Genomic DNA, 23,703 nt, shown 5'->3' on the forward strand with positions numbered 1-23,703 from the left:
CCCCTCCTGCAATTAAATATAAGGATCAATGCTCTCTGGCATGATTGATCGTATATCTAGGAATTTCTATTACCAGATCTTCGTTGGTCACAATAGCCTGACAACTTAAGCGGCTTTCAGGCTCTAACCCCCATGCTTTATCTAGCATGTCATCCTCTAGCTCAGAACTTTCTTCCAGTGAATCAAAACCTTCACGAACAATACAGTGGCATGTGGTACAAGCACAAGATTTTTCACAAGCATGTTCAATATCAATACCACTACGTAAAGCAGCATTAAGAATTGATTCACCTTTCTCGACTTCCACAACCGCCCCTTCAGGGCATAACTCTTTATGCGGTAAAAAAATTATTTTCGGCATTATTATATCTCGTCCACAGAATGACCTGATAATGCCTGACGAATAGAGATATCCATACGTCTGGCAGCAAAATCCTGTGTTTGCTTATCCAGTTGTTTAATTGCATTTTCAATCGCAACAGGGGAGGAGCTTTCCTGTGTGCAGTTAACTAATTTATTTACAGCATTATCAATTGCTGTTTTTTCTTCTTTATTCAATAAATGCGCATCTTGTTTTAATGCAGCCATTAAACTTTCTATTACCCGAGCAGCTTCAACTTTCTGCTCAGCAAGACGACGCTCTACCATATCATCTTGAGCATTAGTGATTGAATCAGTGATCATATTGGCAATTTCTTCATCGGTTAAACCATATGAAGGTTTAACTTGAATCGAAGAACGAACACCGGTTGACTTTTCTACTGCGCTGACACTCAATAATCCATCTGCATCTATTTGAAAAACGACCCGAATATGCGCTCCGCCGGCAGCTAGTGGCGGTATTCCACGTAGGGTAAAACGCGCTAACGAACGACAATCATTAACCATTTCACGTTCTCCTTGGACAATATGAAATGTCATGGCTGTTTGCCCATCTTTGAAGGTAGTAAATTCCTGTGCCTTAGCGATAGGCAGTGTCGTATTGCGTGGGATCACTTTTTCAACCAGGCCCCCCATGGTTTCTAAGCCAAGGGACAAAGGAGTAACATCCAGTAGCAATATTTCACTATCAGGTTTATTACCAACTAAAATATCTGCCTGAATAGCCGCCCCAATAGCAACAACTTTATCCGGATCAATTGAAGTTAATGGTGTAAGGCCAAAAAATTCTTCAACCATAGAAACCACCAACGGTACACGCGTCGAACCACCCACCATGACGACCTGCAAAACATCATCGATATCAAGCGCTGCATCTTTCAATGCGCGACGACAGGTTAATAAAGTGCGTTTGATCAATGGCCAAATTAATGTGTTTAGCTGCTCCCTTGACAAAACCCCTCGCCAACCATTGATTTCAATCTCAGTATGGCTACAATTCGTTAATGCTATTTTAGCCTGGCTGGCTATATTTAAAATCTGTCGCTGTAGGCGATGATCTTGGCGATCAGTAATACCCGCTTGTTGATATATCCAATCCACCAGCAGATGATCAAAATCATCACCTCCTAATGCCGTGTCTCCTCCTGTTGCTAATACTTCAAATACGCCACGCTGTAACCTAAGAATGGAAATATCAAAAGTACCACCACCCAAATCATAAACAGCAATGATACCCTCTTGTTGTGAATCTAAACCATAGGCAATAGCAGCCGCAGTGGGTTCATTCAATAAACGTAATACCTGTAATCCGGCCAACCGCGCCGCATCTTTAGTCCCTTGACGTTGCGCATCATCAAAATAAGCAGGCACAGTGATCACTACACCTTCTAATCTACCATTAAATGTTTCTTCTGCCCGCTGCACCAACGACTTTAATATCTCAGAAGAAACTTGAATAGGATCAACTTGCCCTATAGCTGTCTGGATCAGCGGTAAGCCATTTTTACTTGCTGTCAATTGGTAGGGTAAATTAGGATAACGTTGCTGGATCTCAGCCAGTGAGCGACCCAATAAACGCTTAGCTGAAATAATGGTATTAGCCGGATCTTGTTCTACTTTTGCTTGTGCTTGCTTACCTACTGTAATAGCCGTTGGTTGATAACTAACTATTGAGGGTAGCAATTCATATCCTGCTGGATCAGGCAGTGTTTCCGCTTTTCCGCTGCGAACCGTTGCAATCAACGAATTTGTGGTACCTAAATCAATACCAGCGGCTAAACGGTGCTGATGTGGCATCGACGACATGCCCGGCTCACTAATTTGTAATAATGCCATAAAATTTACTCTAAAAACGATTGAATAAGCGCTCTTCCAATTGTTCAACTTGTTGCTGCAACTTATCAAGAAAACGAAGTTTCCGAACAGTATCAGCTGCATTTATCCACTGTTCACTATTTAGTTGTTTTTCCATTTCCTGTAAGTAGCTTTTTATTGTTTTAACTAAACTAGAGGAAAACAAGGCTAATGCCTCTTCTGCTTGAACACTGGTTTCGATACACTCCAATTCTTCACGTAGCACAAGCTGCTCCATCAAAAAAGCCGTATCATGCATAGTATATTGCTCATTATTGATATCAATATCATATAAAGTGAGCATATATTCAGCACGTTTCAAAGGGTGTTTTAAGGCTTGATAAGCAGCATTAATTGTCGCAGCCTGTTGCAGTGCAGATACTTTGTCTCTTTCAGATTGGTTAGCAAAGCGATCAGGATGATACCGGCGCTGTAATTCCTGATAACGGTAAGTTAATTGCTCAAGATCAATAGAATATGAAAATGTCAGACCGAAAAGGGTAAAATAATCCATAAATGCTCTAAGTTGAAAATATTAAATAGACGGTTAAAAAATTTATCACGTCGTCTATTTAGTTTTAGACTTAACAAATAAATTCTCATACGTTAAAGCTTTCACCGCAGCCACACTCATTTTTGCTGTTAGGATTGTTAAACTTAAAACCTTCATTAAGACCTTCTTTAACAAAATCCAATTCTGTCCCATTGAGATAAACAATGCTTTTACCATCAACGATAACTTTTACGCCTTTGTCTTCAAATACTGTATCATCTTCATTAATGATATCAACAAATTCAAGCACATAAGCCATGCCTGAGCAGCCAGAAGTCCTAACGCCTAAACGTAATCCTTCACCTTTTCCTCGGTTATGTAAGAAAGTCAGAATACGCTCTGCAGCATTTTCTGTTAGAGAAATTGACATACAACACCTCTCAATCAAAACCAGTGCAGGCGGATACTATAAACAAAAATAAAATAGCATCACGCCTAAAAGGGATTTTTATATTAATTAATTATTTGCTTTGCCGTTTATTTTTATAGTCTGCAATGGCGGCTTTAATCGCATCTTCTGCCAAAATAGAACAGTGAATTTTAACCGGAGGCAGCTCTAATTCCTCTGCAATAGCCGTATTTTTGATAGTCTCCGCTTCATCCAATGTCTTACCTTTCATCCATTCCGTTACCAATGAACTAGAAGCAATGGCCGAACCACAACCATAAGTTTTAAAACGCGCATCTTCGATGATGCCTGCGTCATTAACTTTGATCTGAAGCTTCATGACATCACCGCATGCAGGTGCCCCTACCATCCCACTGCCCACCATTGGATCATCATTATCAAACGAACCTACGTTACGTGGATTTTCATAATGATCAATTACTTTCTCACTATATGCCATATTGTAAACTCCTTAATCCGTCTATTAATGATGAGCCCATTCAATGCTATTAAGATCGACACCCTGCTTATACATCTCCCATAGCGGAGAAAGATCACGCAGCCGACCTATCGCATTATGGATTAGCTGGATGGCATAATCGATTTCTTCTTCTGTGGTGAATCGACCAAAGGAGAAACGAATTGAGCTATGAGCTAACTCATCATTCATTCCCAATGCCCTTAGTACATATGAAGGTTCGAGGCTGGCCGATGTACACGCGGAACCTGATGAGACAGCCAAATCTTTGAGTGCCATCATCAATGATTCACCTTCTACATAGTTAAAACTGACATTCAGAATATGAGGTGCGCCACTTACCAGGGAGCCATTAAGATAAACTTCTTCAATATTCTTAATGCCGTTCCATAAACGTTGGCGTAAGGCATTTAATCTATCAGATTCTACCGCCATTTCTGCTTTAGCAATCCGATAAGCTTCGCCCATTCCTACAATTTGGTGGACAGGTAATGTTCCTGAGCGCATGCCTCGTTCATGACCACCGCCATGTTGTTGGGCTTCAAGTCGAATACGGGGTTTACGACGCACATAAAGTGCACCTATTCCCATTGGTCCATACAGTTTATGTGCTGAGAAAGACATTAAATCAACTTTTAGTTTACTCAAATCAATCGGTAATTTACCGACCGCTTGGGTAGCATCAACATGAAAAAAAATTCCTCGATTGCGGCAAAGTTCGCCAATAGAGGCAATATCTTGAATGATTCCAATCTCATTATTGACATGCATGATAGAAACCAAAATTGTATCATCACGCATAGCCGCTTCAAGTTCATGTAAATCAATAAGACCACTATTTTGTGGTGAAAGGTAAGTCACTTCAAAACCTTCACGCTCAAGTTGACGGCAAGTATCCAAAACCGCTTTATGCTCGGTTTTACTGGTAATGATATGTTTACCTTTTTTCTGATAGAAATTGGCAACCCCTTTCACTGCCAGGTTATCTGATTCAGTCGCTCCTGAAGTAAAAACAATCTCACGCGGATCCGCATTGACTAATTCAGCAATCTGATTTCGCGCAATATCAACAGCTTCTTCAGCCCGCCAGCCAAAACCATGAGAGCGCGATGATGGATTACCAAAATTGCCATCCATTGTCATACACTGGATCATTTTTTCAGCAACACGAGGATCAACTGGTGTAGTCGCCGAGTAGTCTAAATAAATCGGTAGTTTCATTAACTCACTAGCTCCATAAGACGAAAAACGTCTCAAAATTTTATCACTTTGCAATTATTCTATTTTGTAGAACCGTGCAATTTATGCTCGTATATTAATAATGGGTTCGGATTGATGAGTCGCTCTCACATGGTGTTTATCGTTATCTTGACGATCAGCAACTTCTTGTACTTCTTGATTATTGACCAATTCTTCTAAGCTAATATTACTAAGAAAACCTGTAATACGGTCACTTAAATCACGCCACAGTGCATGGGTCAAACAACGCTCTCCACCTTGACATCCTTCTTTTCTTCCTTGACAACGAGTGGCATCAACAGACTCATCAACAGCAGAAATCACTTGAGCGATAAAAATATTTTTCGCTTCCCGACCTAATAAATATCCGCCGCCAGGGCCACGAACACTGGAAACCAGTTCGTTTTTGCGAAGTCGAGAAAAAAGTTGCTCAAAATAAGAAAGAGAAATGCCTTGACGTTCCGATATATCAGCCAATGGCACAGGCCCTGTCTTTGAATGCAATGCCACATCCAGCATGGCTGTTACTGCATAGCGTCCTTTAGATGTGAGTCTCATAATATATCCCCATAGTTAAATGTGACGAAAATTGTGTCATTCCAGAGTGTTTTAATCAACTATTTAACCTAGTAATTTACTCAACTATTATTTATGCCATTTTTCAATTGATGTGAGAATGCCACGCAAAATATGGAGTTCCTGCACTTCGGGACGCGCTCGAGTAAATAAACGTCGCAATTTATTCATGATTTGCCCAGGGTGACGCTTTCTGATAAATCCAGATACATTAAGCACTGCTTCAAGATGGTTATAAAATCGTTCTATATCCTCAAATGGCGGATATTGTACCCTATCTTCATTATCTACCGAGGATTTTTTTCATTTATTGCTAGGTATGCCATACGAATTTCATAACTGATCAATTGAACAGCCATTGCTAAATTGAGTGAACCATATTCAGGGTTGGTTGGAATATGAAGATGATATTGGCATCTCTGTAGTTCTTCATTTGTTAAACCAACTCGTTCACGGCCAAAAATGATAGCCACCGGAGAATTTATTGCCTGGCGGACAGTTTTTTCGCCACATTCGCGAGGCGTTACTTGTGGCCATGATAACGTACGATCGCGCACACTCGTTCCAATTACCAAGCTGCATCCAAGCAAAGCTTGATCTAATGTTTTCACGATAGTCGCTTGACCAATAACATCACTGGCGCCAGCTGATAATGCAATAGCCTGTGCATCCGGCAATATGAGTGGATTAACTAAGTACAAATTAGTTAGTCCCATCGTTTTCATCGCACGGGCAGTTGATCCCATATTTCCGGTATGCGAGGTTTCAACCAAAATAATGCGAATATTTTCTAGCATGATTGTCTTTATTTGGTGTTAATAATCAGGCTATTCTACCACAATCATAGTCATGTTGACGAATCTCTGTTATACTGCCGAACTTGCTTAAACCTTGTTCTTTAACATTCCAGTGGAAATAACCCATGCATCCAATGCTAACTATTGCTATACGGGCAGCTCGCCAAGCAGGTAACTTTATTGCTAAAAGCTATGAAAAACCTGACTCTATCGAAATAATGGCAAAAGGCCAAAATGATTTCGTGACCAATATTGATAAAAAAGCAGAACAAATTATTATTGAAGTCATTCAAAAATCTTATCCTACTCATACCATTATTACCGAAGAGAGTGGTCAAATACTTGGTGAAAAAAATGATATTCAGTGGGTTATTGATCCTTTGGATGGCACAACCAATTTCACTAAACGCTTACCCCATTTTGCCGTCTCCATCGCAGTACGTATTAACGGCCGTACAGAAATCGCCGCTATTTATAATCCTATGCTTAATGAGCTATTTACTGCGGTACGTGGGCAAGGTGCACAATTAAATGGTTACCGCCTTCGTCTTAAAAATAATAATGAATTAGAAGGGGCAATTATTGCCACGGGTTTTCCTTTCAAAGCGAAACAACATTCAGCTGCATATATTAATATTGTCGCTAAACTATTTAAAAAATGCGCCGATTTTCGCCGCACAGGTTCAGCGGCTTTGGACTTAGCTTATGTTGCTGCTGATCGTGTCGATGGCTTTTTTGAGATTGGCTTAAAACCGTGGGATTTTATGGCTGGAGAACTATTGGTGCGTGAAGCCGGTGGAATTGTAACTGACTTCGTTGGCGGACATAATTATCTCACCTCTGGCAATCTGCTAGCTGGCAGTCCACGGATAGTGAAAAAAATGGTGCTAGAAATGCAGACCGAGTTAAGCGATCCATTGAAATGCTAAACAATGCGCTTAAAAAGCAATAGCCAAAGTTATATTGAGTTAATAATGTCTTGATGGCGTAACTTTGTCATTTACTAATTGGTGAAGGCTGCAAATGGTAAAAATTCACCATGGCTTTAATTAGTTAAATAAACCCGCTAAATATTTTCAATATTTACTCTTGTTGTCGGTGCTTTATTGCTTAATTGGATATAAAACCCCTATTCCTTTTCAGGCATTAAGGGGTATTTTAATGATTGGCCAGCTTGTTTAGTTTTAATATAAAAATTTTTATCTGCATAGTTGGTTAATATTTATCTGTTATTCAAATTAAATGAACAACTTTAACTTAATTGTTTGGCTATTCCATCGAATTTAATGATGTTATTTTTTTATTCGGGCGAATAAATAGTGCTGGAATGGCAATCAATACCATTAACCAAAATACCCAGTTATGGTGAAAAGGTAAATGTTCATAAACAAAACCTACCACAATTGTCACTAGCGCTAAACCACCTCCTAGTCCAAATGCCGAATAAAATGCTTGCAGCGGAATAATTTCACCTTCGCTACGTGCACTAATAAAACGCATTGCCGCTAGATGACAAACAGTAAAAGTACCACTATGTAAAAGTTGGCTAACTATCAGTATTGGTAAAGTGGTAAAATAGGCCATTAATCCCCAACGAACAACCGCGCAACTAGCTGATAACAATAATAATCCACTTACCTGCCAATGACGGAAAAGGACATGGCTAAAGGTAAACACAATCACTTCAGCAACAATACTTAAAGACCATAACAGGCCAATGATACCATCGGAATAACCCACTTCTTGCCAATAAATTGAAGAAAAACCATAATAGGCAGCATGAGAAGCTTGTAATAAGGTAATGCACAGTAAAAAACGCCAGACTGAGCTATCGGCTAATAATTGCTTCAATGATATAGTTGTATTAGCTATTTGGCGATAAGTGGCTTTAGGCATAACTGTAGGTTGTAATAACATCGTCAACAGCATAATGATTATACTGACAAGTAATGCGTAAATAATTATTTTATGTCCCCCGCTATTCGCTAAATAACCGATCCAAGAAGCGCTAATAATAAATGCAATCGAACCCCAAACCCTTAATTTTCCATAATCAAATGTTAACTGTTTTTGCCAAGTCGCGGCTAACGCATCGGTTAAAGGTATCATCGGTGAAAAGAAGAGATTGAAAGCCAACATGATAAATAATAACCATAACCAATGTGAACTTACGGTAAATCGAACAGCAAAGAGCAGCGTTAAACCAGCAAATAGACGCAAAGTCGTAATTAGGTGATAGGCTCGTTTCACTATCGGTGCGATCATTAAAGAACCAATAAAACGAGCGGTAAGGCCGGCGGCTAGCAAGATACCAATTATATCAGCCTCAAGTCCTTCACCATTTAGCCAAATCGCGATAAAAGGCAAAAAAATGCCATAAGCAAAAAAATAAGTGAAATAATCTAAAGCAAGCCAACGTGTTGATGGAATAATCATTATTTATTCCCATTTGATTATCGATGTAAAAAGCCCGTTTCAGTTAACAACTAAAACGGGCCGAAACGGATGACTAAATTTTAACTTATTTATGCATAAACAGGAAACTGTTGGCAAATCAACAATACTTTTTGTTTTACATTTTGGATCACGCTTTCATCATCAATCTTATCCAAAATATCACATATCCAATTGGCCAATTCAGCCGATTCTTTTTCTTTAAAACCACGACGAGTAATGGCGGGTGAACCAATACGAATACCTGAAGTAATAAATGGGCTCTGAGGATCATTCGGTACACTATTTTTATTGACGGTAATATTAGCGCGACCCAGCGCAGCATCTGCCTCTTTACCTGTGATCCCTTTATCCACTAAATCTAATAAAAATAAATGGTTTTCAGTTCCACCAGAAACAACCTTGTAACCACGTTTGATGAAAACTTCCACCATCGTTTTCGCATTTTTAGCCACTTGCTGTTGATAAGTTTTAAATTCAGGCTCCATCGCTTCTTTTAATGCAACCGCTTTACCAGCAATAACATGCATTAACGGACCACCCTGAGCACCAGGGAATACGGCAGAATTTAGTTTTTTGTAAAACGCCTCATCACCACCTTTAGCCAAGATCAAACCACCACGAGGGCCAGCCAAAGTCTTATGGGTAGTGGTGGTCACGACATGTGCATGAGGAACAGGGTTAGGATAAACACCAGCAGCGATCAAGCCAGCGACATGTGCCATATCAACAAATAAGTAAGCACCAATACTATCTGCAATTTGACGCATTTTAGCCCAGTCAACCACGCCTGAATAAGCAGAAAAACCGCCAATGATCATTTTAGGTTTATGTTTTTGTGCCTGAGTGGCTATATCGTCGTAATCAATTTTACCCTCTTCATCGATACCATAAGGAACGATATTATAAAGCTTACCGGAAAAATTGACGGGTGAGCCATGGGTTAAATGTCCACCATGTGCCAAATTCATGCCTAATACCGTATCACCAGGTTGCAATAAAGCCATATAAACAGCGGTATTAGCTTGTGAACCTGAGTGTGGCTGAACATTAGCAAAATCCGCATCAAATAGAGTTTTTGCTCGATCTATAGCGAGTTGTTCAACAATATCAACATATTCACAACCACCATAATAACGTTTACCAGGATATCCTTCGGCGTATTTATTCGTAAGTTGAGAACCTTGAGCCTGCATAACTCTTGGACTGGTATAATTTTCTGAAGCGATTAACTCAATATGCTCTTCCTGACGCTTAACTTCATTTTCCATTGCCAGCCATAGTTCTTGATCATAATCTGCAATATTCATTTCGCGCTTTAACATTTACTTCTCCTGACTCAGCCACATTTTAAATCTTTATTCAACTAAATGAATATCACACAGTGTAAACTCTTTTAGCTCACTGAGATAGCCCAAAAATAAAAAATTACGCAAACGATTGCCACATCCGAATTATCAAATAAAAACATTTCTCAATAGCGATTTTATTGCCAATTAAATATGCTAATTCAATCTCAGTTTTACAATTAATTATTTACTTTTAACATTAAACAATTTAAGTTTCATATGAAATGCAACTTATAAACTCTGGCCAAAACTTAGGAACTTTATATGATAGATACTCAAACTATCGCGACCGTCAAATCAACTATTCCTCTTATTGTCTCCACCGGCCCTAAATTAACCGCTCATTTTTATCAGCGTATGTTTCAACATAACCCTGAATTAAAAGATATTTTCAACATGAGTCATCAAATTAATGGTGAACAAAGAGAAGCTTTATTCAATGCCATTTGCCTCTCTGCCAGCAATATTGATAATGTTTCAGCCTTACTGCCTGCCATTGAAAAAATCGCCCAAAAACATGCCAGTCTGAATATAAAACCTGAACATTATTCGATTGTTGGTCAACATCTATTGCATACCATTGATGAGCTATTTCAGCCTGGAAAAGAAATTATTGATGCCTGGGCTAAAGCTTTTCACGTGCTAGCCGATATCTTTATTAACCGTGAAGAGCAGATCTACCAAACAAATGAAGAGCGTATCGGAGGTTGGCGAGGTTTACGTCATTTCAAAGTGGCTAAAAAGATCCCGCGCAGCGAAACGATCACCAGTTTTCAATTTATTCCAGAAGATGGTAATGAAGTAGTCGATTTCCGCCCAGGACAATATTTAACTATTTACCTACAGGATAATGAAAAACTCACTAATCAACAAATTCGGCAATATTCATTAACCAATGCACCTAATGGCAAAAGTTATTGTATCGCTGTAAAACGTGAAGAAAAAGGAAGTGTGTCAAACTATCTTCATAATGAGATAAAAGAAGGTGACATCGTCAAACTGGCACCACCCTGCGGTGATTTTTTTCTCGCCGTTAATGCCGATACACCAGTAACACTAATTTCAGCCGGTGTCGGCTTAACGCCGATGATAAGTATGTTGGAAAAGTTACATCAGCAACAACATAAAGCACCACTGAATTGGCTACACGCGACAGAGCATGGTGGACATCACGCCTTTGCTAATGAAGTAAAAAATAAATTAACCGATTTTACTCATGGCTTCAGTGCCGTTTGGTATAACAATCCGCGAGAGCAAGACAGACCACAAGAACAGTACCAATACCAAGGGTTAATGGAGCTGTCAAAAGTAAAAGAGCAGCTTAATCTTAAAAATATGCATTATTACTTCTGTGGTCCAGTCAACTTTATGCAATTTATTGCCAAACAGTTGCTCGCCATGGGTGTAAATACCAGTCACATCCACTATGAGTGTTTTGGACCACATAAAGTTATTGAGGGAAATGAACAATAATAATTAAAACCCTCACTAAAACCAGGGTAAGTGGTAACAGGTGGAACAAAAAGTTACAGATTCCATATCAACTCCTTTTTAACTTTCAACCATCTGTTACCCTTTAAAATCAAATAGCCGCTTCATCCTGCTCGCCGGTTCGAATACGGATCACATGAGCAATATCATAAACAAAAATTTTGCCATCACCAATTTTTCCTGTTTGTGCCGTCTGTATTATCGTTTGAATACAACTGTCAACAATATCGTCCGGAACAACAATTTCAATTTTTACTTTAGGCAAAAAATCAACCATATATTCTGCACCACGATAAAGTTCTGTATGACCTTTTTGGCGGCCAAACCCTTTTACTTCCGTCACTGTCATTCCGGTTATGCCGACATCTGCTAAAGCTTCTCTTACATCATCCAACTTGAAAGGTTTGATAATTGCATCAATTTTTTTCATCAAATTATCCTATTATCACCAGTTTTTACGACCAAAAGCCGAAGTAATTGGGTAACGCCTATCCTTGTTGAAATTTCGCATTGTAACGCGCGGACCTATCGGTGCCTGACGCCGTTTATATTCATTAATATCAACTAACTTGATCACTTTACGAACTGTTACTTCATCAAATCCAGCCGCAACTAATTCACTGACCGATTTATCCTGTTCAACATAACCTTCCAGGATCGCATCCAATACAGGATAAGGGGGTAAATTATCCTGATCGAGCTGCCCTGGCGCTAGCTCAGCAGAAGGCTGCCGTTCGATCACGCGCTGAGGGATGATTGGTGAAATCGTATTTCGATACTTTGCTAGCTCAAATACTAACATCTTTGGTACATCTTTAAGCACCGCAAACCCGCCGGCCATATCACCATAAAGAGTGGTATAACCAACGGCGGACTCACTTTTGTTACTGGTCGTTAATACTAAACGGCCACGCTTATTCGATATTGCCATCAGAATGATAGCCCGACAGCGAGCCTGCAAATTCTCTTCGGTTGTGTCGGGCGCCATGCCGATAAATAATGGTGACAAACCTGCCATAAATGCATCATACATAGCTTCAATAGATATTATCGCAAATTCAATATCTAACAATGCTGCCTGCTCTTTGGCATCATGGATACTCATTTCAGCGGTATATTTGAAAGGCATCATTACTGCCTGAACTTTATCTTTACCTAAAGCATCTACTGCAATAGCCAAGGTTAAAGCTGAATCAATTCCGCCTGATAATCCCAAAATAACGCCAGAGAATCCATTTTTATTAATATAGTCACGGGTTGCCATGACTAATGCTTCATAAACCTGGGCTATCGGTGATAAAGTTTTTGCTGAATTAGCCACTGGCAGTGGTTCATCATCATTAAATTTACACTGGAGAACTTGCTCAGCAAACTGCGCTAAATAATGCGTTATCTCACCCTTGCCATTGAATACTTTTGAGCCGCCATCAAAGATGAGCTCATCTTGTCCACCAACCTGGTTTAAATAGACAATTGGTAATTGGGTTCTTTGGCAGTGTGATTTTAATAATGTTGAACGAATATGTGGCTTTTCACGATTGTAAGGTGAAGCATTAATGATAATGAGGACATCAGCGCCTTGGGCTTTAATTGCATCAACTGGCTCATCAAACCAGACATCTTCACAAATTAAAAAACCTAACTTGTAACCTTTAAAAGGTATTACACAAGTTTCGTTAGCTGAATGAAAATAACGCTTTTCATCAAAAACACCATAATTAGGCAATTGTTGCTTAAAATATTGCGCCACTAACTGCCCCTGCCAGAAAAATGACAATGCATTATAACATTTTTCGTTTTGCCAGCATGGATGACCAACAACAATGGCAATATTTTGACTAGCGTCTTTCAGACGATCAAGCTGTTTGCTACAGCGTTGGTAAAAATCCGGCCGAAAAAGTAAATCCTCGGGCGGATAGCCAGTTAAAGCTAATTCCGAAAACAGAATAAGATCTGCCCCCTGTAACTGTTGAGCCTTAGCTTCCTGCAACATGCGTTCACAGTTGCCTTCAATATCACCTACCAGCCAATTTAATTGTGCTAGTGCAATATTCAGCGTTCGGTTCATAAAATTTCACTCTCCAGACATAATAAAAATTATTCTTTAAAATCATTAGCATCCAGTTTATGCCTGGCTAATAACTTATAAAACTCCGTTCGGTTTCGACCTGCCATACGCGCGGCATGGGTAACATTACCTTTTGTCATTTGTAACAATTTACGCAAATAATTAAGCTCAAATTGATTGCGAGCCTCAACAAAAGTAGGTAATGCAGTATTCTCGCCTTGCAGCGCCTGAATGACTAATGCTTCACTAATAACCGGCGCGGTTGTTAATGCAACACACTGCTCAATAACATTCACTAATTGCCTTACATTACCCGGCCAACTTGCCGCCATTAAACATTTCATTGCATCCCTCGATAGGCTATGCACAAAAGGTTTATGACGCTTTATTGATTCCCTTAACAAATGATTTGCTAATAAAGGGATATCCTCCGAACGCTCATTAAGGGTAGGAATTTTGATATTTACCACATTCAAACGGTAATAGAGATCTTCCCGAAATTCATTTTTTTCCATTGCCTTTGGTAAATCACGATGGGTCGCTGAAATAATTCGAACATCAATATCCAAATCACGGTTACTGCCTAAAGGCCGCACTTTACGTTCTTGCAAAACCCGCAATAGTTTCACTTGAAGAGACAAAGGCATATCACCAATTTCATCGAGAAATAGTGTCCCACCTTGCGCAGCGAGAAATAGACCTTCACGATGTGTAACCGCACCGGTAAAAGCGCCCTTGGCATGACCAAACAGCTCCGATTCTAAAAGCTGCTCAGGTAAAGCCCCACAGTTAATTGCAATAAAGGTTTTTTTAGCTCTAGGACTAGCACGATGAATTGCTCGTGCCAACACTTCTTTACCAGTACCACTTTGCCCATTTATTAATACACTAACATCAGATTGCGCCACCATACGTGCCTGTTCTAATAAACGAAGCATTATCGGGCTACGAGTGACAATTTCCTCACTCCAATTTTCATCAGAAACGGAAATTGACATAGCCAAGGCTTCACCAATCGCTTTATAGAGGGCATCACGATCAACCGGTTTAGTGAGAAAACTCGATACCCCTCTTTGTGTTGCCGCTACCGCATCAGGGATTGAACCATGCGCCGTTAAAATAATGACCGGCATGCCTGGCTGCTGTTTCTGTATCTCCGCAAAAAGTGCCATGCCATCCATTTCATCCATACGCAAATCACTGATAACCAGATCAATTTTATCTTTTGCTAGAATTTTCAAGGCATCCACACCATTTTCTGCGGTAACCACCTTAAATCCTTCACTAGTCAAACGCATACCCAATAATTTCAATAGACCGGGATCATCATCTACCAATAATAGATTGGCTGATTTATGCACTGTCATTGGGGATTTTCTCCGCTTTTATCAACCTGATGAGACTCTTTAATCACATCTGTCGTTTTCGGCTCTGCGCTATTTGCTGTTGAATTGGTACTGCTTTTATCCATTTTTCCACTTGAAACAGCTTGTTCCTGCTGTTTGCGTGAAGAAAGTTGTCGTTCAATATCGGTCAGATTTTCCAACTTACGTGAGACAATATTTAATTCATAGGTTAGATGAGCGTTTTGTTCAGCTAAACGATCTAGTTTATTATCGCTCTCTTGTTGTAAACGTAAATATTTAGCATTTGCTTCTTCAACATTAACAATCTGAATTTGCTTTTCACGCCATAATTCTAACAGTGGGCGAATAGGTGAAGGGAACTGCAAACTATAACTATTCAAATTATCAATTATTTTACGCCGGGCAGTGACGGTTGGCTCTGCGACATCGAGTAAAATACTATGTCGAAAAACATTTTGCCAATTAATTAACTGAATCGTTTTAGCCATCAAAGCCGCTTGCTCTTTATTCAATCGATTAGCACAGTCAACAATTCTCAACCAGTAAAGCGGATTATCTGAAGCATTCTCACTATCTATATTCCATATTTTTTCACAAGTAACATAGCGATAATCTGTTATACGTTCTTCTATTGGTATCGATTCATTTATCATATCCAGTGGTAATGGATGGTGATATTTACTACAAGCTATTAATAAAAAAGGTAAAAGAAGTGTTGTTAACTTTACTTTCCATTTAGTGGAAAAAGATCCCCCACAACTTAGCTTCGCAAATGCAATATGCCATGTTTTCCGCATTATCCCTGCGGCTATTAGGGTGTTGTAATTAGACCAATTTGGCATTATTCATACTCTGTGGTTAGTGGTAGCTCAATACGAAAACAGACATCAGCAAACTGACAATCAATAAGCAACAATTGACCATTCATTCTTTTAATACAATCTTGGGCAATGCTTAATCCTAACCCGCTCCCTTTTACTGCCCCTTTACGCAATAAAGATCCTTGAAAAAAAGGTTCATAAATCATATTTTGTTCAGATTCTGGGATAGGTGTTCCTGTATTAGCGATATCGATTTGGAGTTTATCATCAGTTTCATTGCTTATTATCCAGATCTTACCCGATTCAGAACCGTAGTGCACTGCATTAGAATAGAGATTATCGATCACTCTTGCCAAAAAAGTTGGCTCTGCACAACAATGAGTAATATTTAACTCAATTTCAGTTTGAATATTTTTAGCTCTAGCCGTTAGATTATGTGAGGAAACGACATTTGCCACTAACTTGGTTAAATCAATTTGCTGAATCAGTGCTGGCCCATCGGCTAACTGACGATTATAGTCTAATAATTGCTCAATGAGTTGTTGCAAATGTTTACTACTATTATCCAAAATAGCGACAACCTCTCGTTGATCTAAAGTCAAAGGCCCTGCTACTTCATCAGCTAATAGTTCAGCCCCTTCACGTATACTGGCTAAAGGTGTCTTTAATTCATGAGAAATATGACGTAAAAATTCATGCCGTTGTGATTCCAACCAGCTCAGTCGCTCACTTAACCAAACAATACGCTGAGCTAATGAACGTAACTCACTAGGGCCCTTAAAACGTTCAAGTCTGGTGAAAAGTGTTCCTCCTGCCCCAAGATGATTAATCATACGCTCAATAGCTTTAACCGGACCAATAATCATTCTAGTAAACAACACAACTAATAATACACTCAATAAAAACACAATTAGCGTTTGCCAACCAAAATATTGACCTTTTTCAGCAATTGCATTCTGCAATTGCGTACCTCGTCCAAATACAACATCACGTGTTAATTGTACTAACTGATTGTTGGTAACCGAAAAACGTTCAAGTGCCGTCGCTATTGCCGGGATAGGTGAGTTATTTTCGCATTTTAAATCGGAGAGATCTTCCAGTAAGGTTTGAATAGTCGTGATTTGGTTTTTATCAGGCAAAATAGTCATTTGGCGAGCTAGCATCTCACTATATTCTTGCCGTTTTTTCTTATATAGAGCAGCAAAAGTTTGATCGTTTAACACACAGTATTGACGATAGCTACGCTCCATTTCAAGCGCAGTACTCGTCATGATTTCACTGCGCCTAGCATCAAGCAAAGTGGTACGGTTGATATCAGCCGCTTGATTACTCAATTGATCTAAACTTTGATAGGCCTGGTATGCCAATATTAATAATGGCAAAAGAACCAATAAAAAAGCCATCACCACCAGTTGGCGTAGTGAACGCGGAAAAGAATGCCACTTATTCAAAGAAATCATCTCATTACCTATTCATACTATTATGGTAACAGAACTTATATTCGATAGTGAATTTGCCTGCCGATTTAATAAAAAATTTCTAATTTGATTATTATGTGAAAAACAGTCTTTTAATCACCAAAATCGAGGGTAACATTTTAATTAATAAGGGAATAAGGCAAGGAGAGTAAATAATATTCATGCGCTTAAGCAGCAACAAATACTTTATTAAATAATTCACTGCGCCCCACCGATATTGGCGAGGAGAGCAGAGAATTTTTAATAGATGGTGCCTCACTCCACGTGTCACCCGATGTTTGATAAAGCTTGTTTATAAGCAAATATCATGCTGCTGGACGGTAGGCACCTGACTTTTGGCATCATTCCTGGCTTATGTGGTGTGCATCCCTCTATATTGGGACCAACATAAAAAGTTGAATGAGCGACTACCCAATATAATATGCACCTTATATGCCAACTTTTTAAAAATTTTATTAACTTATTGAAATTTAATATAAAATAAATTTTTTAAGCATTTAAAATGGTTTTTCATTAAATTTAATGCCATGATTTTTAATAAAAATGTCGCCTATTAGCGATATTTCATTGAGTGAATAAAATATTAACAAAAAATCATACAATTAAATGTCTCCAATTAGAGACAACTTATTTTTATCACTTAGCTAATTGACGACAGTTATAAGATTTAATAAGCAAATTTAAATAATTTTAATAATAATCAACATCAAATTTCAGCTAAATTTAGCTCATAATGAAATTTATTTTTACTTATTTTCAATCAACCGCGCAAAAACTACATTTTATCTCCTATGACTAACCAAGTTTTTATCACTTTAATTAGCCATAGGGAAAAATATTTATATCAATATCAACCCAGCTGCCGCCGCGCATTACGAAAAATACGCATCCAGGGGCTATCTTCGCCCCATTCTGGCGGATGCCATGAATGGGTAACTGTACGAAATACTCGCTCCGGATGGGGCATCATGATAGTCGCCCGCCCATCTAAGCTGGTCACTGCAGTAATACCATTAATCGATCCATTTGGATTTGCTGGATACTGTTGAGTAACCTGACCATAATTATCAACAAAACGTAGCGCAACTAAATGATTTTTTTCCAACTGGTCAAGATGCGCAGTGTCTCGCATTTCAACTTGACCTTCACCATGAGATACCACTATTGGTAGCTGACAATCAGCCATATCTTGTAAAAATAGTGAAGGACTTTCCATCACTTTGACCAAACTAAAACGCGCTTCAAAGCGTTCTGAACGATTACGTACAAATCGTGGCCAATGCTCAGCACCTGGAATCAACTGATTGAGATTAGACATCATTTGACAGCCATTACATATGCCTAATGATAAAGTATCAGAACGAGTAAAAAAGCCTGCAAATTCGTCACGTACGCGTGAATTGAATAAAATTGATTTTGCCCAGCCTTCTCCCGCCCCCAATACATCACCATAAGAAAAGCCGCCACAGGCAACTAATAGCTGAAAATCAGCGAGTGTTACCCTGCCTGCTAACAAATCACTCATATGCACATCAATGGCAGTAAAACCTGCACGGTGAAATGCGGCCGCCATTTCAACATGAGAATTGACACCCTGTTCACGTAAAACAGCCACTTTAGGTGACGGGGTTGTCATAATATAAGGCGCAGCAATATCATCTGCTGGATCAAAGTTTATTTTTATATTCAATCCAGGATCTGTCAGATCTTGTTTAGCCTGATGTTCTTGATCTGCACACGCAGGATTATCACGTAAACGTTGCATTTGCCAGGTAGTCTCAGCCCACCATAAACGCAATTGGCTACGTTTTTCACGATAAATTTCTCTACCGTGACTATTGATAGTAACAATATCGTCTTTAATTGCTGTACCAAGATACTGTACACACCCAGCCAATCCATGCTCGGCCAAACATGCTTCCACCATTTCCCTATCCGCTTGCTTGACCTGAATGACTGCCCCTAATTCTTCGCTGAATAAAGCAGCAAGAATATCTTTATCATAATGACCGATATCAATATCTAACCCACAATGACCGGCAAATGCCATTTCTGCTAATGTAACAAATAGGCCACCATCGGAACGATCATGATAAGCTAATAATTTTTGTTCTTTTATAAGCGCCTGAATTGCATTAAAGAAACCGGTTAATAATTTAGCATCACGAACATCCGGGGCATGATCACCTATTTGCCGATATACCTGTGCAAGTGCTGAACCTCCCAATGCATTATGACCTTGCCCGAGATCAATTAATAATAATGCATTATTTTGATCAATTTTCAGTTCAGGTGTAACCGTCAGACGAACATCCTCAACCCGGGAAAAAGCGGTAATAACCACAGAAAGCGGCGCCGTCATTTCACAAATCTGTTCGCCATCATGCCAGGTGGTCTTCATTGACATCGAATCTTTACCAACTGGGATGGTTAAACCTAATGCCGGACATAGCTCTTCTCCAATAGCCTTCACCGCTTGATACAAACCGGCATCTTCACCAGGATGTCCCGCTGCTACCATCCAATTAGCGGAAAGCTTCACCCGTTTTAAGTCCTGAACATAAGCAGCAGCGATATTGGTCAACGCTTCTCCAACCGCCATCCGGCTAGATGCCGCATAGTCCAATAGCGCAATGGGTGAGCGCTCACCGATCGACATAGCTTCGCCATAATAATTTTCTAAACTAGCTGTCGTGACCGCACAATCAGCAACCGGGATCTGCCAAGGGCCAACCATTTGATCGCGGGCCACCATTCCGGTAACACTGCGATCACCAATTGTAATCAGAAAAGTTTTCTCTGCTACTGCTGGCAAATGTAATACCCGTTTAACTGCTTCGGTTAAGGTTATCATTTCTCGATTAATCGGCTTACCGGCAGCAAATTGAGAACTAACATCACGTAGCATTTTAGGCGTTTTACCTAACAAAATATCTAGCGGCATGCAAATAGGCTGGTTAGTAAAATAACTATCATTAAGAACAAGATCGCGATTTTCCGTCGCTTCACCAACAACAGCATATGGCGCGCGTTCTCGACGACAGATAGACTCAAATAGGGGAAGTTGTTCAGGTAAAACAGCTAATACATAGCGCTCTTGAGATTCATTACACCAAATCTCACGAGGATCCATGCCTGGTTCATCATTCAATATTTGACGTAGTTCAAATATTCCGCCTCGATCAGCATCATTCACTAACTCAGGCATAGCATTAGAAAGTCCACCAGCGCCAACATCATGAATAAATAGGATCGGATTATCAGTACCCAACTGCCAGCACCGATCAATAACCTCTTGACAACGGCGCTCCATTTCAGGGTTATCACGTTGTACCGAAGCGAAATCAAGATTAATATCAGACTGCCCTGAAGTCATCGATGAAGCTGCGCCACCTCCCAGCCCAATATTCATCGATGGGCCACCCAATACGATTAATTTAGCGCCAACTGGAATATTGCCCTTTTTAATATGTTCTGCCCGAATATTACCTATACCGCCTGCTAGCATAATCGGTTTGTGGTAACCACGTAATTCTGCTCCATTATGACTATTCACTAGCTCTTCATAAGTGCGAAAATAACCTAATAAAGCGGGTCGGCCAAATTCATTATTAAAAGCGGCGCCACCCAATGGCCCATCAAGCATAATATTAAGCGCACTAACAATACGCTGTGGTTTGCCAAAATTTTGTTCCCAAGGTTGTTTAAAACCTGGAATACGTAAGTTAGAAACAGCAAATCCAACTAAGCCGGCTTTAGGCTTTGCACCACGCCCTGTTGCCCCTTCATCACGTATTTCTCCACCTGAACCGGTGGCAGCACCAGGCCAAGGAGAAATAGCTGTTGGGTGGTTATGGGTCTCTACTTTCATCAAAATATGAGCATTTTCATGATGATAATCATACTTGCTGGTTACTGGATCAGGAAAAAAACGCCCAATATTCAATCCTTCCATTACGGCAGCGTTATCTTTATAAGCTGATAAAATATAATCTGGCGTTTGTTGATAAGTATTTTTTATCATACTAAACAAAGAATTAGGTTGTGATTTACCATCAATAACCCAACTGGCATTAAATATTTTATGCCGACAATGTTCTGAATTAGCTTGCGCAAACATATAGAGTTCAACATCCGTTGGATCCCGTTCTAATGTTTGGAAGGCATCCATTAAATAATCAATTTCATCTGTAGCTAACGCTAACCCTAATTCAATATTTGCCAATTCAAGTGCACGACGACCGTTTTTTAATATTTCTATCGTCACCATCGGTGCCGGCTTATGGTGCATAAAGAGTGATTCTGCTTGCTCGAAAGAAGTCCAAACAGTTTCAACCATCCGATCATGCAAAATGACAAATAAATCATCCAATTGTGATATATCCAATGGCGAGGAATAAATAATATAATAAGCAATTCCACGCTCAAGCCGGATAACCTGCTGTAATCCACAGTTATGAGCAATATCCGTTGCCTTTGAAGACCAGGGTGAAATAGTGCCTGGTCGAGGAGTAACCAAGAGTAACTGGCCAGCAGGCTGTTGCTCAGTTAATGAAGGACCATAATGAAGCAATTGACTTAGTTTTTGTCGATCATCCTGATTTAATGGCGCACCAAGTTCAGCAAAGTGTACATATTCAGCATAAATGTCAGTAACCGGTAGTTGCTGCTGCTGGCATAGGGAAAGAAGCTTAGTAATGCGAAATGTCGATAAAGCGGGTGAGCCACGCAGAATTTCCATAGTAATAGATTCTCTTAACTTATAAAGCTGGCCTGAAGGATATGTATCAGGAAAACTGGAAGGCTATTATAAATCATCATGAACCAATACGAAACCGTTTGCGTGCACATTTATCACGCACTCGCAAATGTTAAAGATATGTAAAATAGATTAAATTAAGTTGCAAATTCTACTTTTGTTAAGCAGAATGTCGGGCTCTTAAAAAATTGGCCATAATTTGGTCATTTTAATTAAGAAAATATGTTTAACTAACGAGATATAACCATTTGATTAATATTAGAATTAATTATCTTGTTATCGTTATTGTCTCTATAATTTCTGTTGGTGTCATTACACTTAATATTGAGTGGCCCAACCAGCAGCAAGACCAGGTGAAGAGAATTATTTCTCGCGGTGAATTACGTGTAAGTACCATTAATTCACCCCTTATGTCCTTTAACGATAAGCAAGAAGCAAGCGGATTTGATTACGAACTGACTAAACGCTTTGCCGATTACCTTGGCGTAAAGCTACATATCAATGTACGTTCAAATATCAATCAACTTTTTAATGACCTTGAAAACGGTAATAGTGACTTTATTACTGCAGGACTTCTTTATAATGAGAAGCGCCTCGATAAAGCACAGCCTGGCCCTGTCTACTATACCGTTTCCCAGCAGCTAATTTATCGCAAAGGGGTAAGTCGTCCACGCTCTTTGAACGATGTAAAAGGAAAGTTTGTCGTTGCCACTGATTCAGTAAACGCTAATACGCTGCAACAGTTGAAGCAAAAATATCCAAATCTTCAATGGGAAGAAACCAGTCATTATAATGCGACTGAGTTATTGCAACTGCTAGCCGAAGGGAAAATTGATTATACCTTAGAAAATTCTATTGTCGTCGCTATGCAGCAATGTTAGACTTCTTCAATAAAAGTAATGAAGAAGAACTTTTAACACGTTTAGATGAAAAATATTTTGGCCATGTTGCTACTTTTGACTATTTTGATACGCTTTCTTTTATTACTGCAATTAATAAAACTTTGCCAACCTATAAGCATCTATTTAAAAAATATGCAGAAGATATAGATTGGCGTCTACTAGCAACAATTTCCTGGCAGGAATCACACTGGGATCCACTAGCCACATCACCCACTGGTGTTCGTGGTTTAATGATGCTAACAGTACCTACTGCACAAACTATGGGTGTGTCAGATAGGCTGGATCCAGAGGAAAGTATTAAAGGTGGCGCCGCTTACTTGCAATATCTGATTTCGCGCTTACCAACTACTATTGCGCCTGATGATCGTATTTGGTTTGCCTTATCGGCCTATAATATGGGGTTGGGACATATGCTTTATGCCAGGAAACTGACACGCATACAAGGCGGAGATCCGGACAGTTGGTTAGATGTAAAAGCCAGACTGCCGCTACTTAGCAAGAAAAAATATTTTGCTAAATTAACCTACGGTTATGCACGTGGCTATGAAGCCTATCGCTATGTGGAAAATATCCGCCGTTATCACCAAAGTTTGGTGGGTTACCTACAGAATAAGGAAATTAATCAAAATATGCAGCTCGCTGCAAGGGAGCCGCTATTATTCTCTAGAACCAGCAGCAAAGAAAAAAGTAGTGACTAATTTAGCTAATCATTACAAACAGTATTAGCTTCTATTTCTGCCTAAGCCGC

18 protein-coding genes and 2 pseudogenes are annotated in these 23,703 nt (G+C 39.4%); 3 read left to right on the forward strand and 17 right to left on the reverse strand.

What is annotated here, in order from left to right; genetic code table 11:
- Positions 1 to 25: 25 nt before the first annotated feature.
- From fdx to trmJ, 8 genes and pseudogenes are all read right to left on the reverse strand, one after another.
- Positions 26 to 361 carry an ISC system 2Fe-2S type ferredoxin gene (fdx, locus tag AACL31_RS08025; RefSeq protein ID WP_032114746.1) on the reverse strand — a complete coding sequence of 112 codons (336 nt, stop codon included), beginning with the start codon at positions 359 to 361 and terminating at the stop codon, positions 26 to 28.
- A 2-nt stretch (positions 362 to 363) separates the two neighbouring features.
- Positions 364 to 2,217, reverse strand: coding sequence for a Fe-S protein assembly chaperone HscA (hscA, locus tag AACL31_RS08030; RefSeq protein ID WP_310511724.1), 1,854 nt, complete (start codon positions 2,215 to 2,217; stop codon positions 364 to 366).
- Between the two features lie 10 nt (positions 2,218 to 2,227).
- Positions 2,228 to 2,749 (reverse strand): co-chaperone HscB, encoded by a 522-nt coding sequence (gene hscB / locus AACL31_RS08035; RefSeq protein WP_310511723.1) that lies wholly within the window; start codon positions 2,747 to 2,749, stop codon positions 2,228 to 2,230.
- Positions 2,750 to 2,834: 85 nt separating this feature from the next.
- Positions 2,835 to 3,158 carry an iron-sulfur cluster assembly protein IscA gene (gene iscA, locus AACL31_RS08040; protein WP_032114749.1) on the reverse strand — a complete coding sequence of 108 codons (324 nt, stop codon included), beginning with the start codon at positions 3,156 to 3,158 and terminating at the stop codon, positions 2,835 to 2,837.
- Between the two features lie 91 nt (positions 3,159 to 3,249).
- Entirely contained in the window at positions 3,250 to 3,636 is a 387-nt protein-coding gene (gene iscU / locus AACL31_RS08045) for a Fe-S cluster assembly scaffold IscU (RefSeq protein ID WP_180560302.1), read from the reverse strand.
- A 24-nt stretch (positions 3,637 to 3,660) separates the two neighbouring features.
- Positions 3,661 to 4,875: an IscS subfamily cysteine desulfurase gene (locus tag AACL31_RS08050; protein WP_310511722.1), complete on the reverse strand. Its 1,215-nt coding sequence runs from the start codon at positions 4,873 to 4,875 to the stop codon at positions 3,661 to 3,663.
- An 81-nt stretch (positions 4,876 to 4,956) separates the two neighbouring features.
- Positions 4,957 to 5,451 carry a Fe-S cluster assembly transcriptional regulator IscR gene (iscR, locus tag AACL31_RS08055; protein ID WP_310511721.1) on the reverse strand — a complete coding sequence of 165 codons (495 nt, stop codon included), beginning with the start codon at positions 5,449 to 5,451 and terminating at the stop codon, positions 4,957 to 4,959.
- A gap of 87 nt (positions 5,452 to 5,538) precedes the next feature.
- Positions 5,539 to 6,266: pseudogene (trmJ, locus tag AACL31_RS08060) on the reverse strand (tRNA (cytosine(32)/uridine(32)-2'-O)-methyltransferase TrmJ).
- A 125-nt stretch (positions 6,267 to 6,391) separates the two neighbouring features.
- Here trmJ and suhB point away from each other — a divergent pair.
- Positions 6,392 to 7,195, forward strand: coding sequence for an inositol-1-monophosphatase (gene suhB / locus AACL31_RS08065; protein WP_310511720.1), 804 nt, complete (start codon positions 6,392 to 6,394; stop codon positions 7,193 to 7,195).
- Positions 7,196 to 7,535: 340 nt separating this feature from the next.
- Here the strand turns inward: suhB and AACL31_RS08070 are convergent, their stop codons facing one another.
- Positions 7,536 to 8,702, reverse strand: a complete 1,167-nt coding sequence (locus tag AACL31_RS08070) for a 3-phenylpropionate MFS transporter (protein ID WP_310511719.1) — start codon at positions 8,700 to 8,702, stop codon at positions 7,536 to 7,538.
- A gap of 89 nt (positions 8,703 to 8,791) precedes the next feature.
- Positions 8,792 to 10,045: a serine hydroxymethyltransferase gene (glyA, locus tag AACL31_RS08075; RefSeq protein WP_310511718.1), complete on the reverse strand. Its 1,254-nt coding sequence runs from the start codon at positions 10,043 to 10,045 to the stop codon at positions 8,792 to 8,794.
- A gap of 288 nt (positions 10,046 to 10,333) precedes the next feature.
- Here glyA and hmpA point away from each other — a divergent pair, with 288 nt between their 5' ends.
- Positions 10,334 to 11,542: an NO-inducible flavohemoprotein gene (gene hmpA / locus AACL31_RS08080; protein ID WP_310511717.1), complete on the forward strand. Its 1,209-nt coding sequence runs from the start codon at positions 10,334 to 10,336 to the stop codon at positions 11,540 to 11,542.
- Between the two features lie 109 nt (positions 11,543 to 11,651).
- Here the strand turns inward: hmpA and glnB are convergent, their stop codons facing one another.
- The 7 genes from glnB to purL all read right to left on the reverse strand — a co-directional run bounded on the left by glnB (position 11,652) and on the right by purL (position 22,035).
- Entirely contained in the window at positions 11,652 to 11,990 is a 339-nt protein-coding gene (glnB, locus tag AACL31_RS08085; protein ID WP_310511716.1) for a nitrogen regulatory protein P-II, read from the reverse strand.
- 15 nt (positions 11,991 to 12,005) lie between these two features.
- Positions 12,006 to 13,628 (reverse strand): NAD+ synthase, encoded by a 1,623-nt coding sequence (locus AACL31_RS08090; protein WP_310511715.1) that lies wholly within the window; start codon positions 13,626 to 13,628, stop codon positions 12,006 to 12,008.
- A 29-nt stretch (positions 13,629 to 13,657) separates the two neighbouring features.
- Complete coding sequence (gene glrR / locus AACL31_RS08095) at positions 13,658 to 14,995, reverse strand: two-component system response regulator GlrR (RefSeq protein ID WP_310511714.1); 1,338 nt, start codon at positions 14,993 to 14,995, stop codon at positions 13,658 to 13,660.
- Complete coding sequence (gene qseG / locus AACL31_RS08100) at positions 14,992 to 15,792, reverse strand: two-component system QseEF-associated lipoprotein QseG (protein ID WP_310513273.1); 801 nt, start codon at positions 15,790 to 15,792, stop codon at positions 14,992 to 14,994. Before qseG ends, glrR begins: the two co-directional genes overlap by 4 nt.
- Positions 15,793 to 15,836: 44 nt before the next feature.
- On the reverse strand, positions 15,837 to 17,276 hold the full coding sequence (locus AACL31_RS08105) for a HAMP domain-containing sensor histidine kinase (protein WP_310511712.1): 1,440 nt from the start codon (positions 17,274 to 17,276) through the stop codon (positions 15,837 to 15,839).
- Positions 17,277 to 17,461: 185 nt separating this feature from the next.
- Positions 17,462 to 17,596, reverse strand: coding sequence for a hypothetical protein (locus AACL31_RS08110; protein WP_310511711.1), 135 nt, complete (start codon positions 17,594 to 17,596; stop codon positions 17,462 to 17,464).
- A 548-nt stretch (positions 17,597 to 18,144) separates the two neighbouring features.
- Complete coding sequence (purL, locus tag AACL31_RS08115; RefSeq protein ID WP_310511710.1) at positions 18,145 to 22,035, reverse strand: phosphoribosylformylglycinamidine synthase; 3,891 nt, start codon at positions 22,033 to 22,035, stop codon at positions 18,145 to 18,147.
- Positions 22,036 to 22,301: 266 nt separating this feature from the next.
- Between purL and mltF the strand changes: the two are divergent.
- Positions 22,302 to 23,653, forward strand: a pseudogene (mltF, locus tag AACL31_RS08120) (membrane-bound lytic murein transglycosylase MltF).
- Positions 23,654 to 23,703 lie beyond the last annotated feature (50 nt).

The sequence above is a fragment of the Arsenophonus endosymbiont of Crataerina pallida genome (assembly GCF_964020125.1).
Lineage (GTDB): Bacteria > Pseudomonadota > Gammaproteobacteria > Enterobacterales > Enterobacteriaceae > Arsenophonus > Arsenophonus nilaparvatae.

Excerpts from the sequence above, each read along its gene's own strand:
- hmpA (WP_310511717.1), top strand. The coding sequence starts at position 10,334 with ATGATAGATACTCAAACTATCGCGACCGTCAAATCAACTATTCCTCTT.
- iscR (WP_310511721.1), bottom strand. The coding sequence starts at position 5,451 with ATGAGACTCACATCTAAAGGACGCTATGCAGTAACAGCCATGCTGGAT.
- AACL31_RS08050 (WP_310511722.1), bottom strand. The coding sequence starts at position 4,875 with ATGAAACTACCGATTTATTTAGACTACTCGGCGACTACACCAGTTGAT.
- fdx (WP_032114746.1), bottom strand. The coding sequence starts at position 361 with ATGCCGAAAATAATTTTTTTACCGCATAAAGAGTTATGCCCTGAAGGG.
- glnB (WP_310511716.1), bottom strand. The coding sequence starts at position 11,990 with ATGAAAAAAATTGATGCAATTATCAAACCTTTCAAGTTGGATGATGTA.
- AACL31_RS08105 (WP_310511712.1), bottom strand. The coding sequence starts at position 17,276 with ATGATTTCTTTGAATAAGTGGCATTCTTTTCCGCGTTCACTACGCCAA.
- purL (WP_310511710.1), bottom strand. The coding sequence starts at position 22,035 with ATGGAAATTCTGCGTGGCTCACCCGCTTTATCGACATTTCGCATTACT.
- glrR (WP_310511714.1), bottom strand. The coding sequence starts at position 14,995 with ATGACAGTGCATAAATCAGCCAATCTATTATTGGTAGATGATGATCCC.
- suhB (WP_310511720.1), top strand. The coding sequence starts at position 6,392 with ATGCATCCAATGCTAACTATTGCTATACGGGCAGCTCGCCAAGCAGGT.
- AACL31_RS08090 (WP_310511715.1), bottom strand. The coding sequence starts at position 13,628 with ATGAACCGAACGCTGAATATTGCACTAGCACAATTAAATTGGCTGGTA.
- iscA (WP_032114749.1), bottom strand. The coding sequence starts at position 3,158 with ATGTCAATTTCTCTAACAGAAAATGCTGCAGAGCGTATTCTGACTTTC.
- qseG (WP_310513273.1), bottom strand. The coding sequence starts at position 15,792 with ATGCGGAAAACATGGCATATTGCATTTGCGAAGCTAAGTTGTGGGGGA.
- hscB (WP_310511723.1), bottom strand. The coding sequence starts at position 2,749 with ATGGATTATTTTACCCTTTTCGGTCTGACATTTTCATATTCTATTGAT.
- iscU (WP_180560302.1), bottom strand. The coding sequence starts at position 3,636 with ATGGCATATAGTGAGAAAGTAATTGATCATTATGAAAATCCACGTAAC.
- AACL31_RS08070 (WP_310511719.1), bottom strand. The coding sequence starts at position 8,702 with ATGATTATTCCATCAACACGTTGGCTTGCTTTAGATTATTTCACTTAT.
- hscA (WP_310511724.1), bottom strand. The coding sequence starts at position 2,217 with ATGGCATTATTACAAATTAGTGAGCCGGGCATGTCGTCGATGCCACAT.
- glyA (WP_310511718.1), bottom strand. The coding sequence starts at position 10,045 with ATGTTAAAGCGCGAAATGAATATTGCAGATTATGATCAAGAACTATGG.